Source organism: Microcoleus sp. PH2017_09_SFU_O_A, assembly GCF_020738625.1.
Lineage (GTDB): Bacteria > Cyanobacteriota > Cyanobacteriia > Cyanobacteriales > Microcoleaceae > Microcoleus.
In genome coordinates this window covers 85,420-110,360 of record NZ_JAEQCF010000006.1, presented here as the reverse complement: position 1 = coordinate 110,360, position 24,941 = coordinate 85,420, and the positions used below count along the sequence as shown (strand labels likewise).

The window sequence follows — 24,941 nt, the reverse complement described above, 5'->3', positions numbered from 1 at the left end:
ACTCATCTGTGGCACTCACCACAAGTTGATATTTCTGGTATTCTAAAGTCTCACACTCTTGTTTGGAAAAAATCAAAATCTGTACAAAAGACGCCTGAATAACTTAAAGTTATTTGTGAAAAAAAGTAAGTATGAATCAATTTAAAAAAACTACAACCAAGCTGCATCAAACGATAGGGAAAGATTCCGATCGCACTTTGCAACTAGGTCAGCTTCCTTTGAGCGAGATCTCCTTAGAAATGACTGAGGCCGGAGCTTTGAGGACATTTAGCAGTCTAGACGATCGCCCGCAGGAAACCCCAGCCAGAGCCGAAAAAAGACGCCGGAGGGTTGATGGCAAGAGCAATCGAGCTCGATCGCCTGTGGTTTCTAGCGCCTTTCTCAAGTGGCTGCTACCGCGTTTGAGTCGATCGAAAGGTGGGTTGGCGGCTTTCACCCTGGCAGCAGTTTGGGGGTGGTGGAACAGTCAGTTATTGGTTTCGACAGGGCTGGGGATCGCAGCGATGATGCTGGTTTACCGAGGGCAGTCCGGGGAATGGCAATTGCTGCGATCGAAAGCCGAGCAATTTTGGCAGAGCCCGAACCGCCGGTTGGTTTTAGCAGTAGGCGCCGGCGGGATTGCTACCTTGGGTGCTTACATGAGTTTGGCGATTTGGGCGGACTCTGAGAGCCACTGGATGGCTTTGAGCCTGATTTTGCAGAATTTTGGCACGATCGCGATTGCAGGGCTGTTGCTGCGCCAAGCGCTGAGTCTGGGATCCTCAAAAGATGAAGATGAAGCAGCGCTCGATCGGATCTTGGGAGATTTGACTGATGCTGACCCTGTGAAGCGTTTGATTGCAGTGCGGCAAATGACCGATTTGGTGAATCAGGGTGGGTTTAACCGCGTGACTTCTGTCAAAAGTTGGAGCGCCCGTTCCCGGGCTGCCGAGTGCTTTCGCCTGATGTTGAGTCGGGAACCCGAGGCTATAGTCCGCAATGCCATTCTTGAAGGTTTGCAGACTTGGGACGATACTTATGGCATTGTTTTAGAATCCAAAAATAAAGTCATCGACTATTAGCTGACCGTCAAAAGCATAAAATGTAATGCGATGAATGTTCGGGGCTTTGACGCGCAGGGGTGTGTTGGGCGCGATCGGAGAATTAGACCCTGCTAGATTCGGCGCCGGCATTTCATCTTGAACGATCGGGTTACCGTCGATGTCGCAAGCAGATAAAACCGTTCGCCGCGAACTGGTGACAAGTCCTGCTACGCTGCGAACTGGATACTTGAAACTTACTTCTATCAGTCCGCTTTTTGGGGCGCCCATTAACACTGTTGACCCAGAAACCGTCAGGAATGCTGGGTTTGAAGGTTGGATGGCGACGGTATTGCTAAAAGTCACTCCCCAATGGGCAAACTGGTTTTCTACTACTTCAAAGCATTTCAATTCTTCTAAAGCTAGGCGAACCATTCCCGGTGCGCTGACGCGCGATCGCACATCTAACCCTGAACCCGATCGTTCTGGAGTGGCGACAAATGTCTGTTTGCCGTTTAAATCCATGCTTCGACAGGCAGTATCAAACTCTGCAAACCCGTCAGCTAGAAGACTTTTTGCATCAACCATAAAACCCTCGCGATCCCGTTTCCTAAGCAGTTGCATTTTTTGAACCTCCCTGATATTAGTTGTTTGTTGTGTTTTGGAATTGATAACGGCGAGACTCATGATTTTATTGCCTGCAATCAGAGGTATCGAAAACCCATCGCCCGCCTTTTAACAGAAACCTTCGACGTTAAAAGCCACTGCTCCGTAAAATATGGTAATTAATTATTTGCGATCGGCTCTCGGCTGTAAACCTGCCGCGATTAAAAGCTAGATCTGATACCGCTGCTTTCCGAGTGCCTGCTTTCGGAGTCGGCGAACCGACTTGATTGTGTTGAGGGGTCTTACCCATCATTTTGTTATTATCTCCGATCGCAAGTAGTTTGCAACGGTGAGGATAACTGCACAACCTGAGCGCGCAGATCGCAAAACTTAGTTGCTGTGTGTAGTTTCAGGCTTCACTTGTACTAAAATAGATTGAAATCAATACTGAATCTTTACAAAAACGGCGCCAGCTTTGCAATCTTTTTAAATAAAGACGAGGCGACCCGCGAAACTCTACAATCTCACAGCGATTGAGGCTTATTTATGCTTGTTCCTCTCGGCTTCGGTCAGCGATCGATCGTGACTTCTCTCGGCAGAATGGTATATTACACTGCTGAAAAAATGCCTTGGATCGGATTGCCGAACTCAAATTCGGAAAATAAACCGAACTTAGTATTTTTTCACGGCTTTGGGGGCGGGTCAAGTGCCTACGAATGGTCGAAAGTTTATCCGGCTTTTGCAGCGGAATATCGAGTCTTAGCACCGGATTTAATCGGTTGGGGGCGATCGGAACATCCCCAAAAAAATTATCAGGTCGAAGATTATATCACATCTCTGATCCAATTTATCGAAAAAACTTGCGGAAGTCCTACGGATGTGATAGCTTCTTCGCTGACAGGGGCGATCGCGATTCGAGCTGCGATCGCCCGCCCGGATCTGTTCAAATCGCTGATTTTGACGATTCCCAGCGGTTTGTCAGACTTCGGACAAGATTACGGCAGCAGTTTCTTTGCTAAACTCGTCAACACTCCAATTTTAGACCGCTTGCTCTACAGTACGGGCATTGCCACAGATGGCGGCATTCGCAGCTTTTTAGAAGAGCGCCAATTTGCCGATTCCCGTCGAGTCTACCAAGAAATTGTCGATGCTTATCTGCAATCTGCTTTGGAACCAAATGCAGAATATGCAGCCTTGTCTTTTGTGCGGGGAGATTTGTGTTTTGATTTGTCACTTTATATCACTCAGCTAACAACACCGACTGCGATTATTTGGGGTGAAAAATCTCAGTTTACTAGCCCCGAGATTGGCCAGCGGTTGGCTAATCTCAACCCGGATGCAATTAAGGTTTTTCAAACTCTGGAAAATGTGGGTTTGACTCCGCAGTTGGAAGTTCCGGCTGTGACTATTGGTTTAATTCGGCAGTATTTAAGGTTGTTTTCTTAAGAGTAAAGAAGTTCGGCAACCAATTCTGTAACGGATTTGACGGATGTCACGGATAGAGGTTCCAAGTTCGAGGAAAGAAGAAGGTCTGCTCGTGTCTGGGACGCAACTGTCAAAATTAATCAAGGTACGTAGTTGGGCTTGAGCCTCCTTTAAATATATGTGTAAAGAGGGCTGAAGCCCAACTACGTACCTATTTGACTGTCAACTGACTATTCTTTGACTCGCACGTTGATGACGCTGGCGTTGAAATCGAAGCAGGGTAGTTTTATTGTCGGGAGATGAAAGCATCGCTCAAAATTAATCAAGGTACGTAGTTGGGCTTTAGCCCTCTTTAAATATATGTGTAAAGAGGGCTGAAGCCCAACTACGTACCTATTTGACTGTCAACTGACTATTCTTTGACTCGCACGTCGATGACGCTGGCGTTGAAAATGTATTTTTTGCCTTCAAGTTCGAGAGTAGTTCCGATTTTGACTTTCATATTTCCTAAAACCGGGCCGTTTTCAGTAATTTGACCTTTCCCCTCTAGAGTAAATCTCATATTTCTGCTGAAAGATTCTTCTTCTCTAGGATCTGGGACAGCTTTTAAGGTGCCGTTGGGCTGAGGAACTGCGAGGGTTCTAGTTATGGTTTTTACCTCTTTGATTGTAATCTGACCAGAGGGCTGGTTGCGGATTACTACGTTGATTTTATCGCCGGCTTTGAATAACTCTTGAAAGTTTGTGCCTTTGAGTCCGATCGCAATTGCATCCATTTCTACGGTTTTGACGCTGGCGCCGCCGACTTGGGCGACGGAACCGCCGGAAGTACCGGGAAAGAAGAAGATGCCGACTGCAACTAGCAGCACAATCATTGCTGCACCTACGTCTAGAATGCTGAGTTTGCCGAACAACCGGCCTTGAGAATCCAAAATTTTCATAAATCGCTTACTTAATTCACTGACAGCGACAGGAGTATCTGTACAAGCCAAAAGATATTACCACAACGATCGCCCAAAATCCGCAGGACTTGGAGAGTGGGGGATGGGAAGAGGGGGAGATGGGGAGAGGGGAGAGTGGTTAAAATTTAGGAACAAGTTAAAATAGCAACTAAGTAGCGTTATATTTCGTCTGCCGATTTAGTGACTTTTTGAGTTTTTCCTAAAAAAAAAGACCGGGCGGTTGAAACCGCGTCTATACAAACAAAACCTGCCTCCGCAGGTTGAAGAAGCGACGGTTGAAATTACATTATTTTCTTGAGTCTCGCGTTTCGCGGACGGGTGCATCTGGCGCAAGGAAGAGGGCGAAGCATGACCGCATATAAGTTATTAGTTATAATCTCCTATTTTCTGCGGTCATGCTTCGCCCCTACGAATATATAGCGGTTCTCAGAAAGATGAGGTATGTTGTTGGGCTTCAGCCCTCTTGGTTTAAGCGGTTATATAAGCTGTCAGTCATACCTCATCTTTTTGATAAAGGCTATATTCGCCTTGCGCCAGATGCACCCTAGCGGACTTTGTTTTTGTAGATTCGGTTTCAACCGACATCTTATCTCCTTCTTCCTTCTTCCTTCTTCCTTCTTCCTTCTTCCTTCTTCCTTCTTCCTTCTTCCTTCCTTCTTCCTTCTTCCTTCTTCTAGGGCGTATAAATCATGTTAAAAGGTTTTTGGTTGACTTGTCGGCGTAGTTGTGGCCGGGGGATTTATCTATTTCTGTCGGTGATTGTGGCTGCGGGTATCTGCGTGATTTCCCCACAACCGACTCAAGCATTTTCTTTACCGGAACTGATTTTGCGGGGGATTCAAGTTATTCAATTGTCGAATATGTCCGATCGCCAGGAGGTGACTGTTGGCCGACAAATCAATCAGCAGTTGACGAGTAGGGAGTTTAGGATCGATCGCGATCGGGCTACTACAGCATACATCAACCGCATCGGTCAGCGACTGGCCCAAGAAAGCGATCGCCCGGATATTCCTTATACTTTTCAGGTGATTGACGATAACAATATTAATGCTTTTGCGACGATGGGCGGTTTTGTTTATGTGAATAAGGGTTTGATGGCGGCGGCGGATAATGAGGCGGAATTAGCAAGCGTGATCGCGCACGAAATCGGGCATATTAGTGCTCGCCATTCGATTAAGCAAATGCGTCAAATGGCGATCGCATCTGGTGTTGCTTCGGCGACTGGGCTGGATGGTTCTAAGGCGGTACAGATTGGGGTGGAGTTGGCTTTGCGTCGCCCTCACAGCCGTCAAGCTGAGTATGAGGCGGATCAGTTGGGTTTGCAAACTATGGGGCGATCGGGCTACGCTCAATCTGGGATGGTTGATTTTATGAAGAAGTTGCTAAATAAGCCTTCTCCACCAAGTATTTTGAGCACTCACCCGGCGACTAGCGATCGAATTGCTGCGATTTCCCAGGCTATTGATCCGGATCTGGCTAGCGGTGAGGGTTTGAATAATGCGGCTTATAAGCTGGAAATGCGTCGGTTGTTGCGATCGTAGTTTTTGGTAGGGTGGGTGAGTTGCGTTGAAGTGCGATCGAACCCAAGCTGACGCATTCTATACAACCCATTTGAGATCTATTTTGCGTAAATCTGAGAAACCGGGTTTCTTTCTATATGTCTCGTCACCCAACCGAAAAACTCGTAGAAACCCGGTTTCTTGGCCCTTGCCTAAATCTGAGAAACCGGGTTTCTTTCTATATTTCTCGTCACCCAACCGAAAAACTCGTAGAAACCCGGTTTCTTGCCATGAGCCTAAATCTGAGAAACCGGGTTTCTTTCTATATTTCTCGTATATTTCTCGTCACCCAACCGAAAAACTCGTAGAAACCCGGTTTCTTGCCCCTTGCCTAAATCTGAGAAACCGGGTTTCTCTCTATATTTCTCGTCACACAACCCAAAAACTCAAAGATGTCAAATGGGTTCTATAACTGACACATAAAACTCAAGAAACCGGGTTTTTCACCGAGATTAAGTTTTTGGAGTTTCAATCCCCTTGCGGGGGAGTGGTTTGGGAAAGAAGCAAAATTCCAAGTGATTTGGCAATCAAAATCAAGAAGTTTCAATCCCCTTGCGGGGAAGTCGTTTGGGAAAGTCAACAAAGTCAAAACCTTGAGTTTAACAATTTCATGTTTCAATCCCCTTGCGGGGGAGTGGTTTGGGAAAGTTCAGTGCAGAGAGGTACAAGAAAGCATACCGTTTCAATCCCCTTGCGGGGGAGTGGTTTGGGAAAGACTGTTTCTGTCTCGGGTGCACTCGCACAACGTTGGGGCGTTTCAATCCCCTTGCGGGGGAGTGGTTTGGGAAAGAACCTATAGAAGCGGAAGTTGAAATTCTGACTTTTAATAGAGTTTCAATCCCCTTGCGGGGGAGTGGTTTGGGAAAGCTGACAGAGAACAAACTTCCAAAGTTCCAGAATCTTGTTTCAATCCCCTTGCGGGGAAGTCGTTTGGGAAAGAAGGGGAAATAATAAACCATTGTTGCTTTTTGTTTCAATCCCCTTGCGGGGAAGTCGTTTGGGAAAGTTGTATTTTCGCCATCGTTGGCGGATCGTCGCAGAAGTTTCAATCCCCTTGCGGGGAAGTCGTTTGGGAAAGTGTCTTTTCTGTCCTTATGGCAGCTTTAGCCACTCTCGTTTCAATCCCCTTGCGGGGAAGTCGTTTGGGAAAGTTGGCTAAGAAGCCAGGCGACAATTATTGCGGAATTTGGTTTCAATCCCCTTGCGGGGAAGTCGTTTGGGAAAGCTAACTCAATTTTAATTGTTGGAACAGACATCAACAGTTTCAATCCCCTTGCGGGGAAGTCGTTTGGGAAAGCCACGAAATTATTCAAGTTGCCAAGGAGGTACTTGGTTTCAATCCCCTTGCGGGGAAGTCGTTTGGGAAAGCAGACCAATTACAAGAATTAAATTTCCAGCAACCCTGCGTTTCAATCCCCTTGCGGGGAAGTAGTTTGGGAAAGGCTCGAAGAAATGAGCTATGGAGAATAGAAATGAAAACGTTTCAATCCCCTTGCGGGGAAGTAGTTTGGGAAAGTTTTGCGAAATATTGTTTTCCGAAAGTCAAATACAGTTTCAATCCCCTTGCGGGGGAGTGGTTTGGGAAAGGATTTGGGTTTGTGTATAAATTTTTCTTCGGAAGAAACAATGTTTCAATCCCCTTGCGGGGGAGTGGTTTGGGAAAGTGGATTGTTTGTTGTTTTAGTTTCTGGTTTAATCCAAAAGTTTCAATCCCCTTGCGGGGAAGTCGTTTGGGAAAGTTGACTATCAATTTTTGGAACCGGGCCGTTCAAGCTCAAGAAGTTTCAATCCCCTTGCGGGGAAGTCGTTTGGGAAAGCGACGTGTTTCGTTGCAACTGGCGGACGGCGTTCTCGTTTCAATCCCCTTGCGGGGAAGTCGTTTGGAAAAGGTACTTGTAACAAGACAGTTACGATTTTTACTGAGGAACGGTTTCAATCCCCTTGCGGGGAAGTCGTTTGGGAAAGGCTATACGAAATTCGGAGTACTTTGTACCTCTAAATGTTTCAATCCCCTTGCGGGGAAGTCGTTTGGGAAAGAGTTCGGCTACAAACCCTTACCCAGAGAGCGTTCCAGACGCCAAATCGACGCACCGTTTTTTCACTCTCAATAAATGGGGGGTCATCTTCAACAAGCATAGGATTGAAAACGCTCAACCCCAGACTACAAAGACAATCGACGCACCTCAACGAAAGAATCAGGGTTTCACCGATCGCCCTAGGTGCGTCGAAATCACTTGCGGCAATGAAACCCACCGCAGCCGATCGCCACCTAGATCAAAATCGCTTGCAGTAATGAAACCAACCGCAGGCGATCGCAAAATCTATTCAATTTTCAAAGTTCCGCGTGAAAAACCCTTGCTTTCCACTACTACAAACAATAGAGACTCAAGAACAGATTGTCAAGTTTTTCCCAGCACTTCGTTAGGAATTAAGCCTCTTGTTGAACAACTGAGCTCAACTGAGCTTTCAACTGAGCTTTTGGAGGTGGAATCTGCGGCTTCAATTGTCTGACAACTTCATCAAACGGCAAAATCCGCACTTGATTGTTAAACACATTTACCTGATAAACTCTGCGATAACTCAAGTCAAATCCAGTCAGCCAGCCACTTTTTGGATGATAAGCACCCGTGTCAATATCCAACCACCCTTGGCCCCTGACTAATTCCCCAGGCCTCACACCCTCAAAGGTAAACGTGATCGTGTGACCGGTAATAATTAATTTATCGGGAAAATACGGTTTCGGCATCGCATGAAATTCCTTGCGAATCCAGCACAATTGTTCGATCGACTGTTTGTCAATTGGCATAGTTGGATGCACACCCGCGTGCACCAGCCAGATATCCCCTAAGTCTAAATGCGTTGGGAGCGATCGCAACCACTCTAAGTGTTTGTACGGCATCATCCCTGTATCCTTGTAACTAGCGACAGTCGCATCCCCACCGCTGTACAGCCAAGACTGCCACGCCCGCATATCCACAGAGGGCCCCGACAAAGCATCTAACATCAGTTGTTCGTGGTTTCCCAGCAGCGTTTGGTAGGGGCTTTGCTGCACAAAATCTAATACCTGAGCGCTTTTCGGCCCGCGATCGATTAAATCTCCTAAAAAATATACGCGATCGTCTGAGCTCGGGGCGAGTGCCTCTAGCAAAAGCATTAACCCGTCGTAATGCCCGTGTACGTCCCCAATAACAATGCGCCGCTGGTTCACTGTATTTATCCGCTTTCCTGAATCGAAACCTTAATTACTCGCTTATAGCATCTGATTTAGCTGCTATTTCCTCCGATCTTTCGCTGAGGAGGGGTGTCACCCATTATACTACTTTTATAAACTTTTGGTAAAGTTCACAATTTTGTTTGCGTAGTTACAGATCGCAACACTGAGAAGTTTTCCCAGCTTTCGGTATAAGTGAAGTACAAAGATACCCTAGAAACACGGGAGTGCCCTCTCCTGCAAGTCTTTCAGAGAATTGATAACCGCTGTTAATTGTGCTTTGGCAATTGCTACTACCGAGTCAGTCGATTTTAGATTGACTCAACAATGATTTCACCGAATAGCATGGGTTTGAAGCCCCAGCATGAAGGCAGATTGTGATAATAGCGGAGTTTAAATCTCCGTTCTTATCACTTCGCTGTCAACTGTCAACTGTCAACTGTCAACTGTTTAAGGTGCAGGATGCGCCAGCGATGAGTCGATCGAGCAAATCGAAAATAACTCTAGCTAACGCACTCTACAATACTACTGAGTCAAAGCCTTGAGGAAAGTCTGCATTTCTGCTAACAAACCTTTCTTTTTTAGCGGTTTTGCCGGTGCAGTCGAATCCGGATCGGCGACTCCCATAGCTTTCGCTAAAATCCGTTCTAAATCGTCTCCCACAGGTTTTTGGGCAGTTTCCGAAATTAATTTGTATTCGTCGTTTATTTCCAGCCAGACTTGCCACGGTTGCGGATAGCAGCGGAATAAAGCTGCCGTATCTAGCGGCCTGATGTAATAGCAAGATTCGATTTTGCTCAGGAATCGATCGCGCAACTGACGGCCTGCATACCCTATACCTATAGTAGCAACATCTTCCAGGCGCGGGTTGAGCAAGATCACAGGGCGGCCCGCCGCAGCCATATAAAGTTTTTCGACTTGCGATACCTCTACCGCCGCCGGATTCACCAGCAAAAACAGTTCATCTTCCGGTGCTATATTATCTTCAACAGGAGTGCGGCTGCTGCCCAAATCACTTATTTTAAAAGGTACTTCTCCCCAATCGCGGCGGGCGAGGGCGGCTGCACCAGCATCGGGAAAAAAGACTTTCATCCCGGAGTGGCTTTCCTCAAATTCTGGTAAGAATTGTTGCGTGATCGACTGTGCTTGCAGGGCGATTTCGGGAAAGACTAATTCGACTTGCAGGAGATTCATGCCATCCGAGAGGGCGGCGGCGGTGGCTATGCGCGATTGGGCGATCGCATCATTGAGATCGTTAGGCAGTTCTGTCATTAATCTTATTATTCGTACTCGACTTCTCTCAATCCAATTTTACCGCATTAAGCTAATCAAAATTTAAATTAGACTTAATAAATAATCAAAATCTTGTGGGGTGGGCTTCCAGCCCGCCCGAAATATGCAATTCAAATATGCCACAGCTTAAGCTACAAAAGCTAACACGGACACGGGCGAACCGCAACCTCCCAAAAGGTGCAATATTCCGATCGCCAAAGTGAAGTCTGCCGCAGGTAAAAAGTGGAGATTTGCCAGATTTTCCAGCACAATTCGCTGCTGTTGCAATACCATTTTATTCACAGCAAAACTTTCATCTTGTCCCGGATCGACTCCGTGAGTGTCAATACCAATTCCCGCAATCGATCGCTCTTCCAGCAAAAATTGAGTTGCAGCTTGACCAAATCCCGGAAAGTGGCAAACTCCGCCATCGTCAGGATTGAAAAATGCTCGCTCATCATTCCATTTAGCTTGCCATCCAGTATATAATAGAACTAGATTTTCCGGTTCAATAAATTTGTGCTGGCGTTCCCAATTCAATATATCATCTATCGTTAAAGTGTAATCGGGATTGGCAAGACATTGCTCCCGAAGGTCGATCGCAATTCCGGGCAAAACTAGAGACTGGGGCGCATAACTATCAACACTCGCGCCTGCTGGATAGAAGGTATTCGGTGCGTTGATGTGAGTGCCGCTGTGTTCTCCCATGGAGAATTTTCTCAGGAAATAGCCGTTTTTGTCTATTTCAGATACTATTTCAAATTCCGGCGCTGGATCACCCGGCCAGATGGGAATCTGTGGATGAATTGCATGGGTTAAGTCTATAATGTCGCGGTAGGCGATCGTTTTTAAATTATTTGAGTTACTGTTTGAGTTAAAGTTGTTTGTCATCGACACAAAAACTCAGGTTAGCTGATATACCTACAATATTAGGACGGGCAAGATGCCCATCCCACATTTTTTTTTCTTCTTGTGGAATGGGCATCTTGCCCCTTCCAGATGCCCATCCCACATTTTTTTCTTCTTGTGGAATGGGCATCTTGCCCGTTCCAGATTCAAATCAAAATCAACCTAGCTGAATCACTCTAGAATGCGATCGAGCGTCGCTGCCATCACATCCTTTGTTTGCCCGGAAACAGTATACACCAAAGCCTCTCGATAAACTCTTCCAGCCGGGTGCAGCCTACCGTTAGCCGCACCGCTAGAAACCACCACCGCAGCGTGCCCGCACCGCACAGCCAAATCAATAGCTTCCGCTCGGAGCGCTAATTGTTCGGCTTTTGAGCTATGTTGAGATTGTAGGAAATGCTGTTTTAGCCGATCGAGCTTCTGTTCCAATTTTGTGCAAGCCGCCACAATCGCAGGCGAATCTTTAACTATCGCCGCCGCTACAATTACATCCAATCCCGCGCGAATACAGCCAAAAGTAACCGGCACAAAATTCAGGATATTTTTGCTGTCATTTTCCGCAATCCAACCGACAGCTTTAACCGAAATTATTTCCGATTCATGCAACAACCAATTATTAAGACTTGCTGTCACAGTATTAGTCGAATTCATCGCGATTAACGGCATGATTTCGCTGACAGCTATTTTACCAGATTCCCGTTCAATATTAGCAAAAGGCAGCAAACCAAAAACCGCGCGATTGTCTGGAAGTACCGCAGCCACAATAAACTTTTCAAACAAGCCAAAACCAGTAATCCAAGGAACATTCCCCGACAGTAGATAGCCATCTTTTACGGGAGTTGCGGTGACTGCCGGATTGCCCGTTAGCGAAGCCCTCGAAGAGGATCGCCTCAAATGCGAAAACCCAACACCCAAGCGTAACTCTTTTTGGGCGATCGCGCGCAAGTATCTGCCTTTTAGCATTTCATTGTCACTGCCAGCAATCATCGCAGTTGCGCTGTGGTGCTGAGTTTGCAGAAAAGACAAAGCCCCAGAATATCGCGCCGTCAATTCCTGATATTGGTAAAAAAGCTCCGGTGGAATACCCGCGCCGCCGTATTTTTGGGGAAAGCGCAACGCTAAGAGCGATCGATTTTCCAATCCTAAAAGTGCTGTTTTCAGCGCTTCCGAGTCACTGTCGATAATTTCCGCGCGGGGTGCAACGCACTCTTTTAGGTAACTTTCCGCGCTGTTTAGAATATATTGAAAATCCATTTTTTATGATGATTTTATAGAAGACTGGGCGGTTGAAACCGCGTCTATAGAAACAAAACCCACCTCCGTGGGTTGAATCTTCAGACTCGGCGGTTGAAACCGCGTCTACACAAACAAAACCCACCTCCGTGGGTTGAAGACAATGCGGTTAAAATTATATGAGCTTCTTCAGTCTGCGGAGGCAGACTTCCTTTGTGTAGACGCGGTTTAAACCGCCGTTTCTTCAGTCTGCGGAGGCAGACTTCCTTTGTGTAGACGCGGTTTAAACCGCCGTTTTCCTGGTTTAAACCGCCGTTTTCCTGGTTTAAACCGCCATCTTAATTAATCATTATTCCCAAACTTTCCAAGGAGCCTTCCCTTCATCCCAAAGCTCGTTTAAATACTTATATTCCCGATAAGTATCCATCGCATAAAAGAAGCCTTCATGGCGGTAAGCCATCAACTGTCCATCTGCTGCCAAACGCTGCATTGGCTCCTGTTCTAAAACACAATCATCCTCACCCAAATACTCAAATATCCGGCGGTTAAATATAATATATCCAACACTAATCCAGCCGTCTATTTGAGGTTTTTCAGCAAATTCTCGTACTTGACCTTCACTGTCAACATCCAAAATCCCAAAACGTGAAATCGGGCGAAATGTAGTTACAGTTGCCAGCTTACCGTGAGACTTGTGAAACTCCATCAATTTATCGATATTGACATCAGCAACTCCATCACCATAAGTCACCATGAAATTCTCGCCATCGATATATTTTTCGATCCGTTTTACCCGCCCTCCCGTCATGCTTTCTGCACCAGTATCAGCCAGCGTTACATGAAAATTTTGTTCGCGATGTTCCTGCTGATAAGTGATGGTATTTTTCCGTCCCAGACATATCGTAAAGTCATTGTTCATGGCTTCATAATTCAGGAAATATTCTTTAATCATGTTGCCGCGATAGCCCAAGCAGACAATGAAGTTTTGGAAGCCGTAGTGGGCGTATATTTTCATGATGTGCCAAATAATCGGGCGCCCGCCGACATCAACTAAAGGCTTGGGGCGAAATTCTGTTTCTTCTCTCAGACGAGTACCAAGACCGCCCGCTAGGATGACTACTTGCATTTTTTCACCTTTTGAAAACTTATCAATTAATCTATCATCAATTATCTGGGATTTTTTCAAAGAATTATTAATAATTTCTCAGATTGAGTGAAGCTTTGTAAACCCTAACAAAATTATATTCTAAATACAATGTAGGGTGCGGACTGTGCATCGCGCACTTAAATGCTGCGTGCAATTCCTAACTCACTCAGTCCCGGACGCATCAACCTCAAAAAAACCTGGTTTTTAACCTAATTTGTGGGTGAGAGCGGGGTGCATCTCAATTTTGAAGAGGGCGAAGCATGACCGCATATAAGTTATTAGTTATAATCCTATATTGACTACGGTCATGCTTCGCCCCTACAAACATATTTTCCTTGCGTGAGATGCACCCTGAGAGCGCATAATTTTCGTAAAAAATTTGGTTTCTAGGCACCTGTGCGTCCAGGACTATCACTAATGCTAAACTAGGAAACAGACAAAAACATTAGACAACTATACTGAACATCAAAAACAACAATGAAAAGTCAACTCGATCGCCTAAAAAGATTTTTAGGTATAATCTGCGCGATCGCCTCAATCACAATCTTATTGCACTCGGCAATATCCGCTGTTGGTGGCGCTGTTTTTGCAGGGGAAATCTCAAATATACCACAAACCACCATAGCCTTTGTCCCTAAGATACCGGGCGGCGGATTGGATGTTCACGAAGCCGCAGGAGGACACACTTTAGAGAGACACGTTGGTAAAACAGAAGGAGAATTAGCACAGCGACTCGGACGAGAAATGGAAATTGCTGCTGCATCTTCCTTTGCTAACCGTTCCGTCGCTGAAGCGGCGATTGCGGAAGCAATGTCCAAAAATCAAAGTGCGATCGCCTCCTGGGTAAAAAAAGGAGGCAATCGTTATACGATCGACTACAACGCCAACAGAACAATTGGCATTACTCTGCGCCGCCGCTCATCCAAAGCAACTCCAGTCTCTCGCCTGAAAATCGTCCTCCAGCGCAGCAATAAATTACCTCCCGGATACTTTATTCTCACAGCTTATCCCCAATGATCGATCAATTTCCTAATTTAACCCAATTTTTCAGTTCCTACTTTCACCAAGAGTGGGCGCTAGAAGCTGACACTCCCAGTGATGTAGTCAATAACTACCTGAACAGCGAACCCCCCGCAAGTATTGAAGCTGCATCGCAAGAACTTAGTCAACTGCTAGAAATGTCGATTTCCGAACCAGATTTAGAAACCTTCGTCCTGGATGAATTAGGCTGTTACTATGACCCACAATCGAAAAATCAAACTGTCAGAGAATGGCTGGAATCCGTGCAGCAATCGTTGATAAATCTCCGATGATTCGGCGGTTGGAAACCGCTACTACACAAGCCAAGTCTGCCTCCGCAGACTAAGAGATAGAGGAGTATTTAAGCCTGATTTTTTTGTAGATACTGCCTACTATTTAGTCTCGCGTTGCGCGGACTTCGTTTGTGTAGTCGCGGTTTCCAACCCCCGGGTTTCTAACCACCTCGGATTTAAAATTAGATCGCACATTTCTCTCAAATCCCATCCATATTTCTTCGTCCGCGGAGGCGGACATCGTTTGTGTAGTCGCGGTTTCCAACCGCCGACTCTTGAGTGATTTTACTTGGTAATAGTCAACAAATAACCTTCATGAACTTTGACATTAGGAACAACATAAGTCAAGTTATTGCCAACAACCGAAACACTTTCTTCTTTAACCGTAACCAGCTTTTGCACAGCGCCTTCGAGATTGTTAGGAATCTTCTCTAATTTGAGACTAACTTTTTGACCGTTTTTAATCCCAAGCTGCTGCAAATTTACAAGATTCAAGGTAACGGTTGTGGCTGACGAATAATTGCGATCGAAATAACCCAAAAGTACCTGTGCTTTACCTTCGGGATTTGACTTGCTAGCTAAGGCCACAAGGCGATCGCTATCCGATCGACTCAGCACCCGCGAATTCACTCCATCAGCATAAGCTTTGTAAGTCCACCAAGCAGCCCTCGGCTCAAAAGTATTCGGCGTAACCATCCCTGTCAGCGTATTATTGAAGCAATTACTAACTTTTTTACCTACTGTTGTATCCCAACAAGCTCTGCAAGCACCATCAGCTCTTGCATACTCCAAGTTAGACAAATAACCTAAAATTTCCCCCGGCTGATACTGCGCTAATTCTCCGACAATTTCGTTGACATAAATCTTTTGCAATTTTAGTTCCTTGTAAAAGGGACTTTGTTGGAAATTGCGTTTAGCATCAAATACGTGATCGTCAACAAATAAAATTATGGTATCATTGAGTTCGTGCCAAGCTAGGAAATTTACTTCCAGTTTGTTCGCTTTGCAGTAATCCAAAAAAGCGGCGAGATATTCTTTGTTGTAAGTGCTGATGCTCGGCCCGCCAATCATCGCTGACGGCCCCAATTCTTGCCGCAAGATTTTGTAAGCCCTTTTGTAAGTTTCAAAGAATTGTTCTCTGCTTCCCTTCCAAAACGGATTTACTAAATCTGGTTCGTTCCAGATATCCCAAATAATTTTTTTGCCCTTATTCTGTTGGGCTAACTGTCGGATGAAGGCTTCCCATGCGGGGTAATTTTGATAGGGCCAGCCTTTGGGGTTGCTGCCGTAGCCCCAGAGGTCGCTAACTAATAGTTGAAATTCGGCTCCGCTGGCGATTACTCGATCGTAAATATCGAGTCTTCCGGCGCGCCACAGCTTGGGCTGCAAGGGCTTAATGGAGCTATCGGGGGGCTTGCTGGGGTCGATTCCGTGCAAGAAGCCGCTCATGGAGGTGATACCGGTGGCTGGCTGTCCAAAATCGACTGTGACGTTCGATCGCATTTGGGCAATTGTTGGCTGCTGCCCAAAATACGCGATTAACAGGATTGTTACCAAAGCTAAGCAAATTGGCAGCAGCTTATTAATAGGTTTGAACTTGAAGGTGAATTGCATATTGTATGTGGTTGCAAACAGAAAAAGACTTCAATTCAATCAAGGTATGTAGTTGCGCTTCAGCGCTCTTTGTTTATATATTGAAAGAGCGCTTTCATCGCAACAACGTACCTTAAAATGAGTTCTTTCCAAGGTATGTAGTTGCGCTTCAGCGCTCTTTGTTTATATATGAAAGAGCGCTTTCATCGCAACAACGTACCTTAAAATTTAACGAGACAAGGCGAGTTCAAAACCCTGTACTAATTCCATCAATTCTTGCCAAGCTTCGGAATTAATCAGCGCACAAGTATCGAATTGCTCCCCTTTCTCTGAAGATAAGGCAACAAAATTTACGATCCAACTCAAGATAGTTTCGCTTGTCAACAATGGCGTGCATTTCCAAGCTGAGTGCAACTTCTCCACCATCCCGGACATATCCCCGCGCTCCCAAGCTTGCCAAGCCTGCCATACTAGATAATAGTAATGGAGCATACTGTCAACTTTTTCGATCTGCTTTTGGACTTTGGGGGCGATCCTCTTCGAGGGCTTCGCTAACGCAAATTTGTCTCGATTGCCACTAGCAGACAAGACTTGGGCGACAACTTCTGAGTATTCCAACAGCATCCGTTCTTCCTTAAAAAGCTCTTGGGCCCGCTGTTTGCAAGCTTGTCCTGCAAGCCTCCGCAATTCGGGATTTTGGGCCCATAGTTCTACCGTTGCGGCTAACTCTTGTGCTGTCTGTTGCGCGTCAATTGTCGGATCGGCGATTAACTTTCCGGTATCTCCCAACTCTTCGGGAATCCCGCTGACTGCTGTAGCAATTACGGGCAATCCCTTCGCCATTGCTTCCATCACTGCTAGCGGCATTCCCTCTGCTTTGGATGATAAAATAAAGATGTCGCTGGCATCCAACCAATCGGCAATATCCCACCGCTGGCCGATAAATTTAACTTGTTCGGTGACTCCTAATTCGTTGACAGTTGCTCTCAATTCCGGTTCCATGTTGTCGTGGGTGGTGGAACCGGGGCCGGCCCAAACGAAATATAGCTGGGGCCAAATAGGCAGATTTTTCAGTTTGGCGATCGCCTGCAATTGATACTGATATCCTTTAATTGGAGTCAGTCTCGCCGCCGTGAAACAAACCACAGCCTCTTCGGGAATGCCTTGTTCTTGGCGCAGGCGTTGGCGGGTTGAGAGATTGGGCGGTTCAAAGTAATTGTTCGGCCTGCCGTAATAAATTACTTTACCCCATTCCCGAGGCATTTTGAACAAACTCTTAAACAAGTTTAAATTCTCGTCGGAAACAGCTATCACCGCTTTAGCTAAGTTGTACTGATAGGCCACTGCATCGAAATAGGGAACCTGATCTCCACGGTTAAAAGTCTTATAAGTGCGATCGATATAACCCAGAGTAATTACATAAGGTATGTTCTGTTTGAGTGCAACTTGTTTCGCAGCAAAATTTGCCATCGGCCAGCCATCGCTAAATATAATTAAATCCGGTTTAGCTTCCGCGTAAATTCTTTCAGCATCGCTACAATTGTAGGCAATTCGCAAAAACTCCCTCATCGTATCGAACTCCAGCCAAATATGCTCGATACCTAGTTGTTGCTGTTCGGTAATTAAAGGATTAGAAGCTTTAGTTTGCACGCTAGTAACTCGGTAGCCGTCGGCTGCTAATTTGCAAAGTAGCGAGTGGTTGAACTGCGCCAAACCGCCGATTCCGTGGTCTTCTGCATAGACGAGTACGTGCGGTGCAAGCTGGCGGCCAATTGAACTAGGCTCTGATTTAAATTGATAGGTATTGTTGACTGCCTCCGCCACCATGTCTTGCCATTCTTTTAAATTGGTTAAGGCATAAGCATCAAAGTTGTTCGTGTATTTTTCCGAAGAAACTCTAAAAGTTTCCAACCATTTAAAAACTGTTTCTGTGCCATTATAAGGAGTATAGTACAGGGATTTTCTCAAACACTCGACCATCTCTGGCAAATATCCGTCGCGGTACATCCGCCACGCTATCCACACTAAAGACTTGTAACGTTCTGCCTTTTGTAATTGGCGTATGCGATCGGGCAAATTGGGTTGGGCGAAGAATTGCTCCATTACAATTTCCATGCTTTTCATCACTTTTTCCCCACCGGACATGAGATTGCTATCGTGCTGGCGGTAGCAGGTTAATATCTCTTTTAACCACGCACATTTGCAGCCTTTTAAACCCAAACGCAAAGCAAAATCTAAATCTTCTGTTGGCGGAAAGCGATGGTCAAAACCGCCCAGACGTTCCCACCACTCGCGCCGCACCATCATTGCACTGGGACGCACGCTTTTGTGCAGGACAAAGCTTTCTAAATCTAAGTTGGGCGTGTCTTCCCAAGGCATGACTGGGTAGATGTCTTTTCCGGTTTCATCAACCATCAACCAACCGTTTTGTACCATCCCTAAAGAGGGGTCAGCTTCAAAACAAGCAATTTGTTTGGCGAGTTTTTCTGGCAGGAAAAAGTCGTCGGCATCCAGAAATGCTAAAAATTCGCCTTTGGCCATTTCGCAAGCGCGGTTTCGAGCTTTTGCTGCTCCTTGATTTTCTTGATATACGTACTGAATCACATCGCGGTACGGCTCTAAAGTTTGCCTCGTATTGTCTGTAGAACCATCATCTACGACGATAATTTCCCAGTTTTGGTAAGTTTGATTTACAGCGCTCTCCACAGCTCTAGTAATGTAGTGTTCGCAGTTGTATGCCGGGATAATTACGCTGACTCGCGGTGTTTTTGAGGTAGGTATGCTAGCCATTATTTTTTTCCATTCTGGTAAGTTTCTTAACGATTGAAAATCGATTGTAACTCCGTAAGTTTGAGCGATCGCACTCAGACGCTTCTGCCAATCGGTGACTGTTGGCCTTAGAGGATAAGGACTGTACTGGATAGATTTTTGGAAAAATTCAACCGCCTCTACTGGATAGTTACTATAGTACAATTGCCAAGCCATCCAAGTCAATGCTTCGTAAAAAGCCGGATTTTCTAACTCGCGGATGTGCTGCGGTAAATCTGGTTTGGCGAAAAATTGCTGTTTTAAGGTAATAAAAAGATTGGCTTGTTTGAGAGCTTTTTTTATTGATACATTTTGATCGTGCTGGCGGTAGGATACTGTCACTTGAGGCAGCCATGCTGCTTCGCAACCCAAGAGGGCTAAACGCAGAACTAAATCTGAATCGTCTACTGAATCAAATTCTGAATTAAATCCGCCTGCAAGTTCCAGCCACTGACGTGAAAACATCATGGCGCTGGGAAGTACGGGCATTTGTACTATCCAAGTTTCTAAGTTCAATTTTGGGAAATATTCCCAAGCTTTGATATCGGAAATTTTGTCGCCTTGCTGGTTGACAATGCGCCAGCCGCTGTTAACAATTCCTAAGGAGAGTTGCTGGCGAAATAGGGATATTTGTGCTGCTAATTTATCTGGCAAAAAGAAGTCATCTTGATCTAAAAAAGCGATGAATTCGCCTTTGGATTCCTGAATTCCTCGGTTGCGGGCTGCTGCTACTCCGGCATTTTCTTGATATACGTAGCGAATTCTGTCGAAATAAGGCTGCAATACCTGATGTGTCTCATCTGTCGAACCGTCGTCTACAACGATTATTTCTAAATCTGTAAAAGTTTGGCACAACACGCTTTCTACCGCTTGTACGATGTAGCGAGATCCGTTGTATGCTGCTATAATTACGCTGACTTGCGGTGTGCGTGTGGCTGCTGACATTGTTTACCTGGTTGTTCAGTAGAAGGAAGAGGGAAGAGGGAAGAGGGAAGAGGGAAAAAGATATACACAACAAGCTTAAGCGCGAGCCGTATTTTGAGTTTTATTAGGTGGGTTTACTTAACTGGTTGCTATCTTAGTTTAATCGAAATATGTGTTTGCTCGACTTGCGTACAAATTAACTTAAACAGTCCTCGACGCACTCCGACAAAGAAACCGGGTTTTTTCCCAAATTTGCGAATCACAGCGCGTCTTCTCAGCAAAAACCCGGTTTCTGGCAACCTGTGCGTAAGTCCTATTAAAGTTCGTTAGCGTAGCCCTCGATGACGATCGCATAAATGCCATCCAGGTACTCGGTATTTACAGTCAGGCTGATGTCGGTGCACGATCTGGAGGATATTAGAGAGGTTTTGCTCTACAATTACACAGGGAATTATTACTAAACAGGAACGTTAAAAGTGAATTCAGAAACAGCCGCGGTTGATTTGCAACAACAGGCAGAAATATATTTAGCTTTAGGGAAGTTGGATCGGACGATCGCACTTTGCCACCAAATTCTCGAATCCCACCCCGATTCCGCCGAGACTTGCAAAACCTTAGGAAAGGCGCTGCAAGCTCAGGGTAAGCTAGAAGACGCTCGGTATTGGTATAAAGTTGCGATCGCCCACAAACCGGATTTTGCCGAAGCTTTTGCTAACCTCGGCACCCTCTGCGCTAGTTTGCAACAATGGCAAGAAGCGATCGACTGTTACCAAAAAGCGATCGCCCTACAACCAGACTTTGCAGGATTTTACCGCAATTTGAGCCGGATATTTACCGAAGTCGGTCAAGCTGAGCCAGCAGCCGACTGTTGGTATCAATCACTCAGCGTGGAACCGATCGACATACCGGAAGAATATCTAGATTTGGGCAATACTTTGTTGGCGCAAAACAAGCCACAAAAAGCTCTAGTTTGTTACCACCGCGCTATTTATTTAAACCCTAGTTGTTGTGAAGCTTACACCAAATTAGCCGAAGCTGCTAGCGCCCTAAAACAGTGGGACGAAGCTATTGTTAACTACCGCAAAGCTATCAAGCTGCAACCGGATATTTCGGAGTTTCATTACAAATTAGGCAATGTTTTGCAAGCCAATAAACTCTGGCGCCAAGCCGAAGCTGCCTACCGCGAAAGTATTGAGCTGAATCTGAATTCTTTTTGGTCTTACTACAATTTAGGCAGCGTTCTGCTCGAATTAGAACAATGGCAAGAAGCTATTATTGTCTACCGCACGGCTGTGGCAATTGACCCAAATTTTTCTTGGTCTTACTACAGCCTCGGTGAAGCTTACGGCAAATTAGAAAAATGGTCGGAGTCCGCAGCAGCATACCAGCAAGCTGTTGACTTAGATCCGAATTTTTCTGGTTCTTGTCACAAGTTGGGAGATGCGCTTTTTCAATTAGAAAAATGGTCGGAAGCTGCGACAGCTTACCAGCGGGCGATCGCTCTTAATTCAGATTTTTTTTGGTCTCATTATAATTTAGCATTAACTTTAGTTAAACTCCAGGATTGGTTGGCAGCAATCTTGGCATACCAGCGGGCGATCGAACTCAATCGAGACTTTTCTTGGGCTTACCACAATTTAGGAGAACCGCTGTTAAAAACCCAGCAGTGGAAAGCAGCAGCTACTGCTTATCAGCGCGCTATTGAACTCAACCCGAATTTTTCTTGGTCTTATTATAATTTAGGCGATGCTTTGACTGAGATCCACAACTGGAACGAAGCTGTTTCTGCTTACCTTTGTGCGCTGCAAATCGAACCGGATCTCCCCAACATTTACGCCAAGTTAGGCGATGCTCTCATCAAAAGAGTGCCGTCAGGTTTAGATCCGGCAACGAGTTACTATCACCACGAATTGCAGCCGCTGCACGCTCCTGAATTTTACTGCGAAACAGCCCAAAAGTTTGCCGAGAGCGATCGCCCCGACGCAGCTACAGTCTTGTACTTGATGGCGTTAGAAATTCGGCCGCAAGATGCCGCAATATCCGGGAAATTGGCGGAAATTTTGCAGAAAAAGGACTTGGCGGGCGATCGCAGTATATTATCAGAGTTGGAGAATGACGATATTCGCGATCGCTACATTGCCCGAGTCGTCAAAAATCAGACTTTTGCAGAAGTCGGGGGATTGTGGGGAAAAGTCAACGAAAAAGTATCCGTAGCAAGCAAATACGGTGCAGTTTCTCTGACAATGATTGATGTCACGCCGGCATCCGCACACATTTGGGATGATTTTCGCGATCGCATGGCAAGTTTAAATATTGCTAATTATAATTGTATCAGTCAAGATATAACTCAGATTCAGCTTGCAGAAATTGGTGAGCCTTACGATGTCGTCCACTGTGCAGGAGTTTTGTACCATCACCCCCACCCTTTGCAAATTTTAATGAGCTTGCGTCAAATAACAGGGCAGTATTTAATCTTAACTTCAGCGATTACCCAAGAACTTATAGAAAACGAGCGGGGACGCTACGAAATTCCAGCTTCTGGGGTAATCTTCATTCCCGCTTTGGGCGAAGCAGAACGAGCTATCTTAACAGCTTACTGGCAGCAGTACACCTACGGCACACCAATTCTCGGAGTAATTGATAAAGCCGTTTTTGACATCAACGACTTTGGCCCTTGGTGGTGGCTGCCTACAGCTTATGCTTTAGAATCTATGTGTAAAGTAGCTGGCTTTAAGGTTTTAGATAAAGGATTGACTTGGTACAATAACGCTCTGACTCTATTGCTGGAGATTTAAAGATTGTTCATTCAGTTGACAGTTGACAGTTGACAGTTGACAGTTGACAGTTGACAGTTGACAGTTGACAGCTTGAGGGCGACCTCTACCTAGAAGGAAGAGGATTGGAGTAATGAATCGTCTAATTTTAATTTCTTCCAAAAGGGAGAGGATTTAAACCAATTCTTTCTGGTAAACGAACAATTCCAAAAAATCCGCACAAACAAATGATAGAAAATTCTATGTCTGAGATGATTCCTAGTTCTATTTCCCCAATATTCCTACTAGAACCCAGTCTGTTTTTAATTACGAAATAAAATATACGAACCGCACCCGAGGGTTAGGATTTTATTAATTACCGAAATCCTTGCTTTATTGCTTCTGACTTCTCTTCTACATATAGCGGTTCTCAAAAAAGTGAGGTATGCGCTATGCCCTATGCCCTATGCGCTATGCCCTATGCCCTATGCCCTATGCCCTATGCCCTATGCCCTATGCCCAGTCGTACCTCATCTTTCTCAGAAAAGCTATAACTAAGCCTTATTCCATCCGTTACATCTTGTGTTACATAATCCATTGCCGAACTTCCTTCTTCCTTTATATTGGGAAAACACTCAATGAACAATCAGCAACCAGAGACGCCATTAGGAAACATTTTAGTAGTAGACGATACGCCAGAAAATCTGCGCCTGTTGTCTACAATGTTGACTCATCGGGGGTACGCGCCCCGCTGCGTGATTAATGGGCAAATGGCTCTGAGAGCCTGCAATTCTAATCCGCCCGATTTGATTTTACTCGACATAATGATGCCGGAAATGAACGGCTACGAAGTGTGTCAGCATCTAAAATCTGAACCTAAAACTCGCGAAATTCCGGTAATTTTTATCAGCGCTAAAGATGAAGTTTTCGACAAAGTAAACGCATTTGCAGTAGGAGCAGTTGACTACATCAGCAAGCCATTTCAGTTTGAAGAAGTGCTCGCCCGCATCGAAAGTCACCTTACCCTGCGGAACTTACAAAAACAGCTAAAAGAACAAAATGTGCTGCTTCTAGAAGAAATCACCAGCCGTTTAGCCGTTGAAAAAACTCTTTACGAAAAAAACCAGATTTTGCAAGAAGAAATCAGCAACCGCCTCGCCGTTGAAAAAGCCTTGCAAGAGCAAAATTTGCTCCTCCAACAAGAGATATCGAACCGCAAGCGCGCTGAATCTGCCCTCTTAAAATCTAACCAAGAATTGGCGCGGTCGAATGCCGAACTAGAACAATTTGCTTATGTAGCTTCTCACGACTTGCAAGCGCCTTTAGCAACTATTGCCAGCTACGCTCAACTTTTAGAAAAACGCTACAAAGACCAACTCGACAGCCAAGCTATTAAGTTTATCACCAATATCGTTCAGGGCTGCACGAGAATGCAAACTTTAATTGACGATTTGCTCGAATATTCGCGAGTTGGTCGCAGTCAGAAACCCTTTGAATTGGCAGATTGCAATCATGTAGTCCAGCAAGCAATTGCCAACCTGCAAGGGGCTATCCGCAACGATCAAGCAGTTGTTACCTACAGTGAATTGCCAGAGATAATGGGAGATATTTCTCAACTGGTACAGCTTTTTCAGAATTTACTCAGCAATGCAATTAAATATCGCCACGATGCACCGCCTACGGTTCATATTACCGCTTCCAAACAGGAGGAGAACTGGTTGTTTTCTGTGTCAGATAATGGGATTGGGATTGCTCCACAGCATCAAGAACGCATCTTTCAAATTTTCCAGCGCTTGCACACTCAAAGAGAATATTCTGGAACAGGTATTGGTTTAGCAATTTGTCAAAAGATTGTGGAACGTCACGGTGGATCTATGTGGGTGGAGTCGGAACCTGGTCAAGGTTCAACTTTTCACTTTACTCTCCCTTAATCGAGACATCAGGCACGCACTTATAGCGGTTATCGGAAAGATGAGGTATTGACCAATTCATTAACAATTCCCCAATTCCGCAATCCCCGAATCCTCGAATCCTCGAATCTCCTAATCTCAAATCTCAAATCTCAAATCAAATTTGTACCTCATCTTTCGCTCGAAAGGCTATATAGCGGTTCTCAAAAAAGTGAAGTATTCCCGATGCCCTCTTTGCCCCATGCCCGATGCCCTATGCCCTATTCCCGATGCCCTATGCCCTATGCCCATGAGTACC

Annotated in this window: 18 protein-coding genes and 1 CRISPR repeat array; of the genes, 7 read left to right on the top strand and 11 right to left on the bottom strand. The window is 45.4% G+C overall.

Going from position 1 to position 24,941, the window contains the following annotated elements; all coding sequences use genetic code 11:
* Nucleotides 1–131 precede the first annotated feature (131 nt).
* Nucleotides 132–1,061 (top strand): hypothetical protein, encoded by a 930-nt coding sequence (locus JGK16_RS04015; RefSeq protein ID WP_293189667.1) that lies wholly within the window; start codon nt 132–134, stop codon nt 1,059–1,061.
* Here JGK16_RS04015 and JGK16_RS04010 read toward each other — a convergent pair.
* Together JGK16_RS04010 and JGK16_RS04005 are read right to left on the bottom strand one after the other, a co-directional pair.
* Nucleotides 1,029–1,643 carry a hypothetical protein gene (locus tag JGK16_RS04010; RefSeq protein ID WP_293189669.1) on the bottom strand — a complete coding sequence of 205 codons (615 nt, stop codon included), beginning with the start codon at nt 1,641–1,643 and terminating at the stop codon, nt 1,029–1,031. The two genes, JGK16_RS04015 and JGK16_RS04010, sit on opposite strands and share 33 nt — an antisense overlap.
* Nucleotides 1,644–1,773: 130 nt before the next feature.
* Nucleotides 1,774–1,938, bottom strand: a complete 165-nt coding sequence (locus JGK16_RS04005) for a hypothetical protein (RefSeq protein ID WP_293189671.1) — start codon at nt 1,936–1,938, stop codon at nt 1,774–1,776.
* A gap of 233 nt (nt 1,939–2,171) precedes the next feature.
* Here JGK16_RS04005 and JGK16_RS04000 point away from each other — a divergent pair, with 233 nt between their 5' ends.
* Nucleotides 2,172–3,071, top strand: coding sequence for an alpha/beta hydrolase (locus JGK16_RS04000; protein ID WP_293174716.1), 900 nt, complete (start codon nt 2,172–2,174; stop codon nt 3,069–3,071).
* Nucleotides 3,072–3,462: 391 nt separating this feature from the next.
* Here the strand turns inward: JGK16_RS04000 and JGK16_RS03995 are convergent, their stop codons facing one another.
* Nucleotides 3,463–3,990 carry a DUF4330 domain-containing protein gene (locus JGK16_RS03995; RefSeq protein WP_293174713.1) on the bottom strand — a complete coding sequence of 176 codons (528 nt, stop codon included), beginning with the start codon at nt 3,988–3,990 and terminating at the stop codon, nt 3,463–3,465.
* 710 nt (nt 3,991–4,700) lie between these two features.
* On the opposite strand from JGK16_RS03995, the gene JGK16_RS03990 reads away from it, so the two are divergent.
* The gene (locus tag JGK16_RS03990) at nt 4,701–5,552 is read left to right on the top strand and encodes a M48 family metallopeptidase (RefSeq protein ID WP_293189673.1); all 852 of its coding nucleotides are present in this window, start codon (nt 4,701–4,703) and stop codon (nt 5,550–5,552) included.
* A 483-nt stretch (nt 5,553–6,035) separates the two neighbouring features.
* Nucleotides 6,036–7,607: direct repeats of the CRISPR family, unit length 36 nt; unit sequence GTTTCAATCCCCTTGCGGGGAAGTCGTTTGGGAAAG.
* Nucleotides 7,608–7,998: 391 nt separating this feature from the next.
* Here JGK16_RS03990 and JGK16_RS03985 read toward each other — a convergent pair.
* The 6 genes from JGK16_RS03985 to rfbF all read right to left on the bottom strand — a co-directional run bounded on the left by JGK16_RS03985 (nt 7,999) and on the right by rfbF (nt 13,321).
* Entirely contained in the window at nt 7,999–8,778 is a 780-nt protein-coding gene (locus tag JGK16_RS03985) for a metallophosphoesterase family protein (protein ID WP_293189675.1), read from the bottom strand.
* Between the two features lie 528 nt (nt 8,779–9,306).
* On the bottom strand, nt 9,307–10,053 hold the full coding sequence (locus JGK16_RS03980) for a DUF1995 family protein (protein ID WP_293189677.1): 747 nt from the start codon (nt 10,051–10,053) through the stop codon (nt 9,307–9,309).
* A 147-nt stretch (nt 10,054–10,200) separates the two neighbouring features.
* Nucleotides 10,201–10,944, bottom strand: coding sequence for a cyclase family protein (locus tag JGK16_RS03975; RefSeq protein WP_293189679.1), 744 nt, complete (start codon nt 10,942–10,944; stop codon nt 10,201–10,203).
* A complete protein-coding gene (locus tag JGK16_RS03970; protein ID WP_293174698.1) occupies nt 10,928–11,092 on the bottom strand; it encodes a hypothetical protein in 165 nt (54 codons plus the stop codon). The genes JGK16_RS03975 and JGK16_RS03970 overlap by 17 nt, the downstream gene beginning before the upstream one ends.
* 41 nt (nt 11,093–11,133) lie before the next feature.
* The gene (locus JGK16_RS03965; RefSeq protein ID WP_293189681.1) at nt 11,134–12,216 is read right to left on the bottom strand and encodes an acyl-CoA dehydrogenase family protein; all 1,083 of its coding nucleotides are present in this window, start codon (nt 12,214–12,216) and stop codon (nt 11,134–11,136) included.
* A gap of 328 nt (nt 12,217–12,544) precedes the next feature.
* Nucleotides 12,545–13,321, bottom strand: coding sequence for a glucose-1-phosphate cytidylyltransferase (gene rfbF / locus JGK16_RS03960; RefSeq protein WP_293174692.1), 777 nt, complete (start codon nt 13,319–13,321; stop codon nt 12,545–12,547).
* 498 nt (nt 13,322–13,819) lie between these two features.
* Here rfbF and JGK16_RS03955 point away from each other — a divergent pair, with 498 nt between their 5' ends.
* Entirely contained in the window at nt 13,820–14,359 is a 540-nt protein-coding gene (locus JGK16_RS03955; RefSeq protein ID WP_293174689.1) for an RNase A-like domain-containing protein, read from the top strand.
* A complete protein-coding gene (locus JGK16_RS03950; protein ID WP_293174686.1) occupies nt 14,356–14,655 on the top strand; it encodes a contact-dependent growth inhibition system immunity protein in 300 nt (99 codons plus the stop codon). The genes JGK16_RS03955 and JGK16_RS03950 overlap by 4 nt, the downstream gene beginning before the upstream one ends.
* 285 nt (nt 14,656–14,940) lie before the next feature.
* Here JGK16_RS03950 and JGK16_RS03945 read toward each other — a convergent pair whose 3' ends face one another.
* Entirely contained in the window at nt 14,941–16,269 is a 1,329-nt protein-coding gene (locus JGK16_RS03945) for a beta-xylosidase (RefSeq protein ID WP_293189683.1), read from the bottom strand.
* Nucleotides 16,270–16,476: 207 nt separating this feature from the next.
* Nucleotides 16,477–20,001: a glycosyltransferase gene (locus tag JGK16_RS03940; RefSeq protein ID WP_293189685.1), complete on the bottom strand. Its 3,525-nt coding sequence runs from the start codon at nt 19,999–20,001 to the stop codon at nt 16,477–16,479.
* A 455-nt stretch (nt 20,002–20,456) separates the two neighbouring features.
* On the opposite strand from JGK16_RS03940, the gene JGK16_RS03935 reads away from it, so the two are divergent.
* Entirely contained in the window at nt 20,457–22,775 is a 2,319-nt protein-coding gene (locus JGK16_RS03935) for a tetratricopeptide repeat protein (RefSeq protein ID WP_293189687.1), read from the top strand.
* 596 nt (nt 22,776–23,371) lie between these two features.
* Nucleotides 23,372–24,664, top strand: a complete 1,293-nt coding sequence (locus JGK16_RS03930) for an ATP-binding protein (protein ID WP_293174674.1) — start codon at nt 23,372–23,374, stop codon at nt 24,662–24,664.
* Nucleotides 24,665–24,941 lie beyond the last annotated feature (277 nt).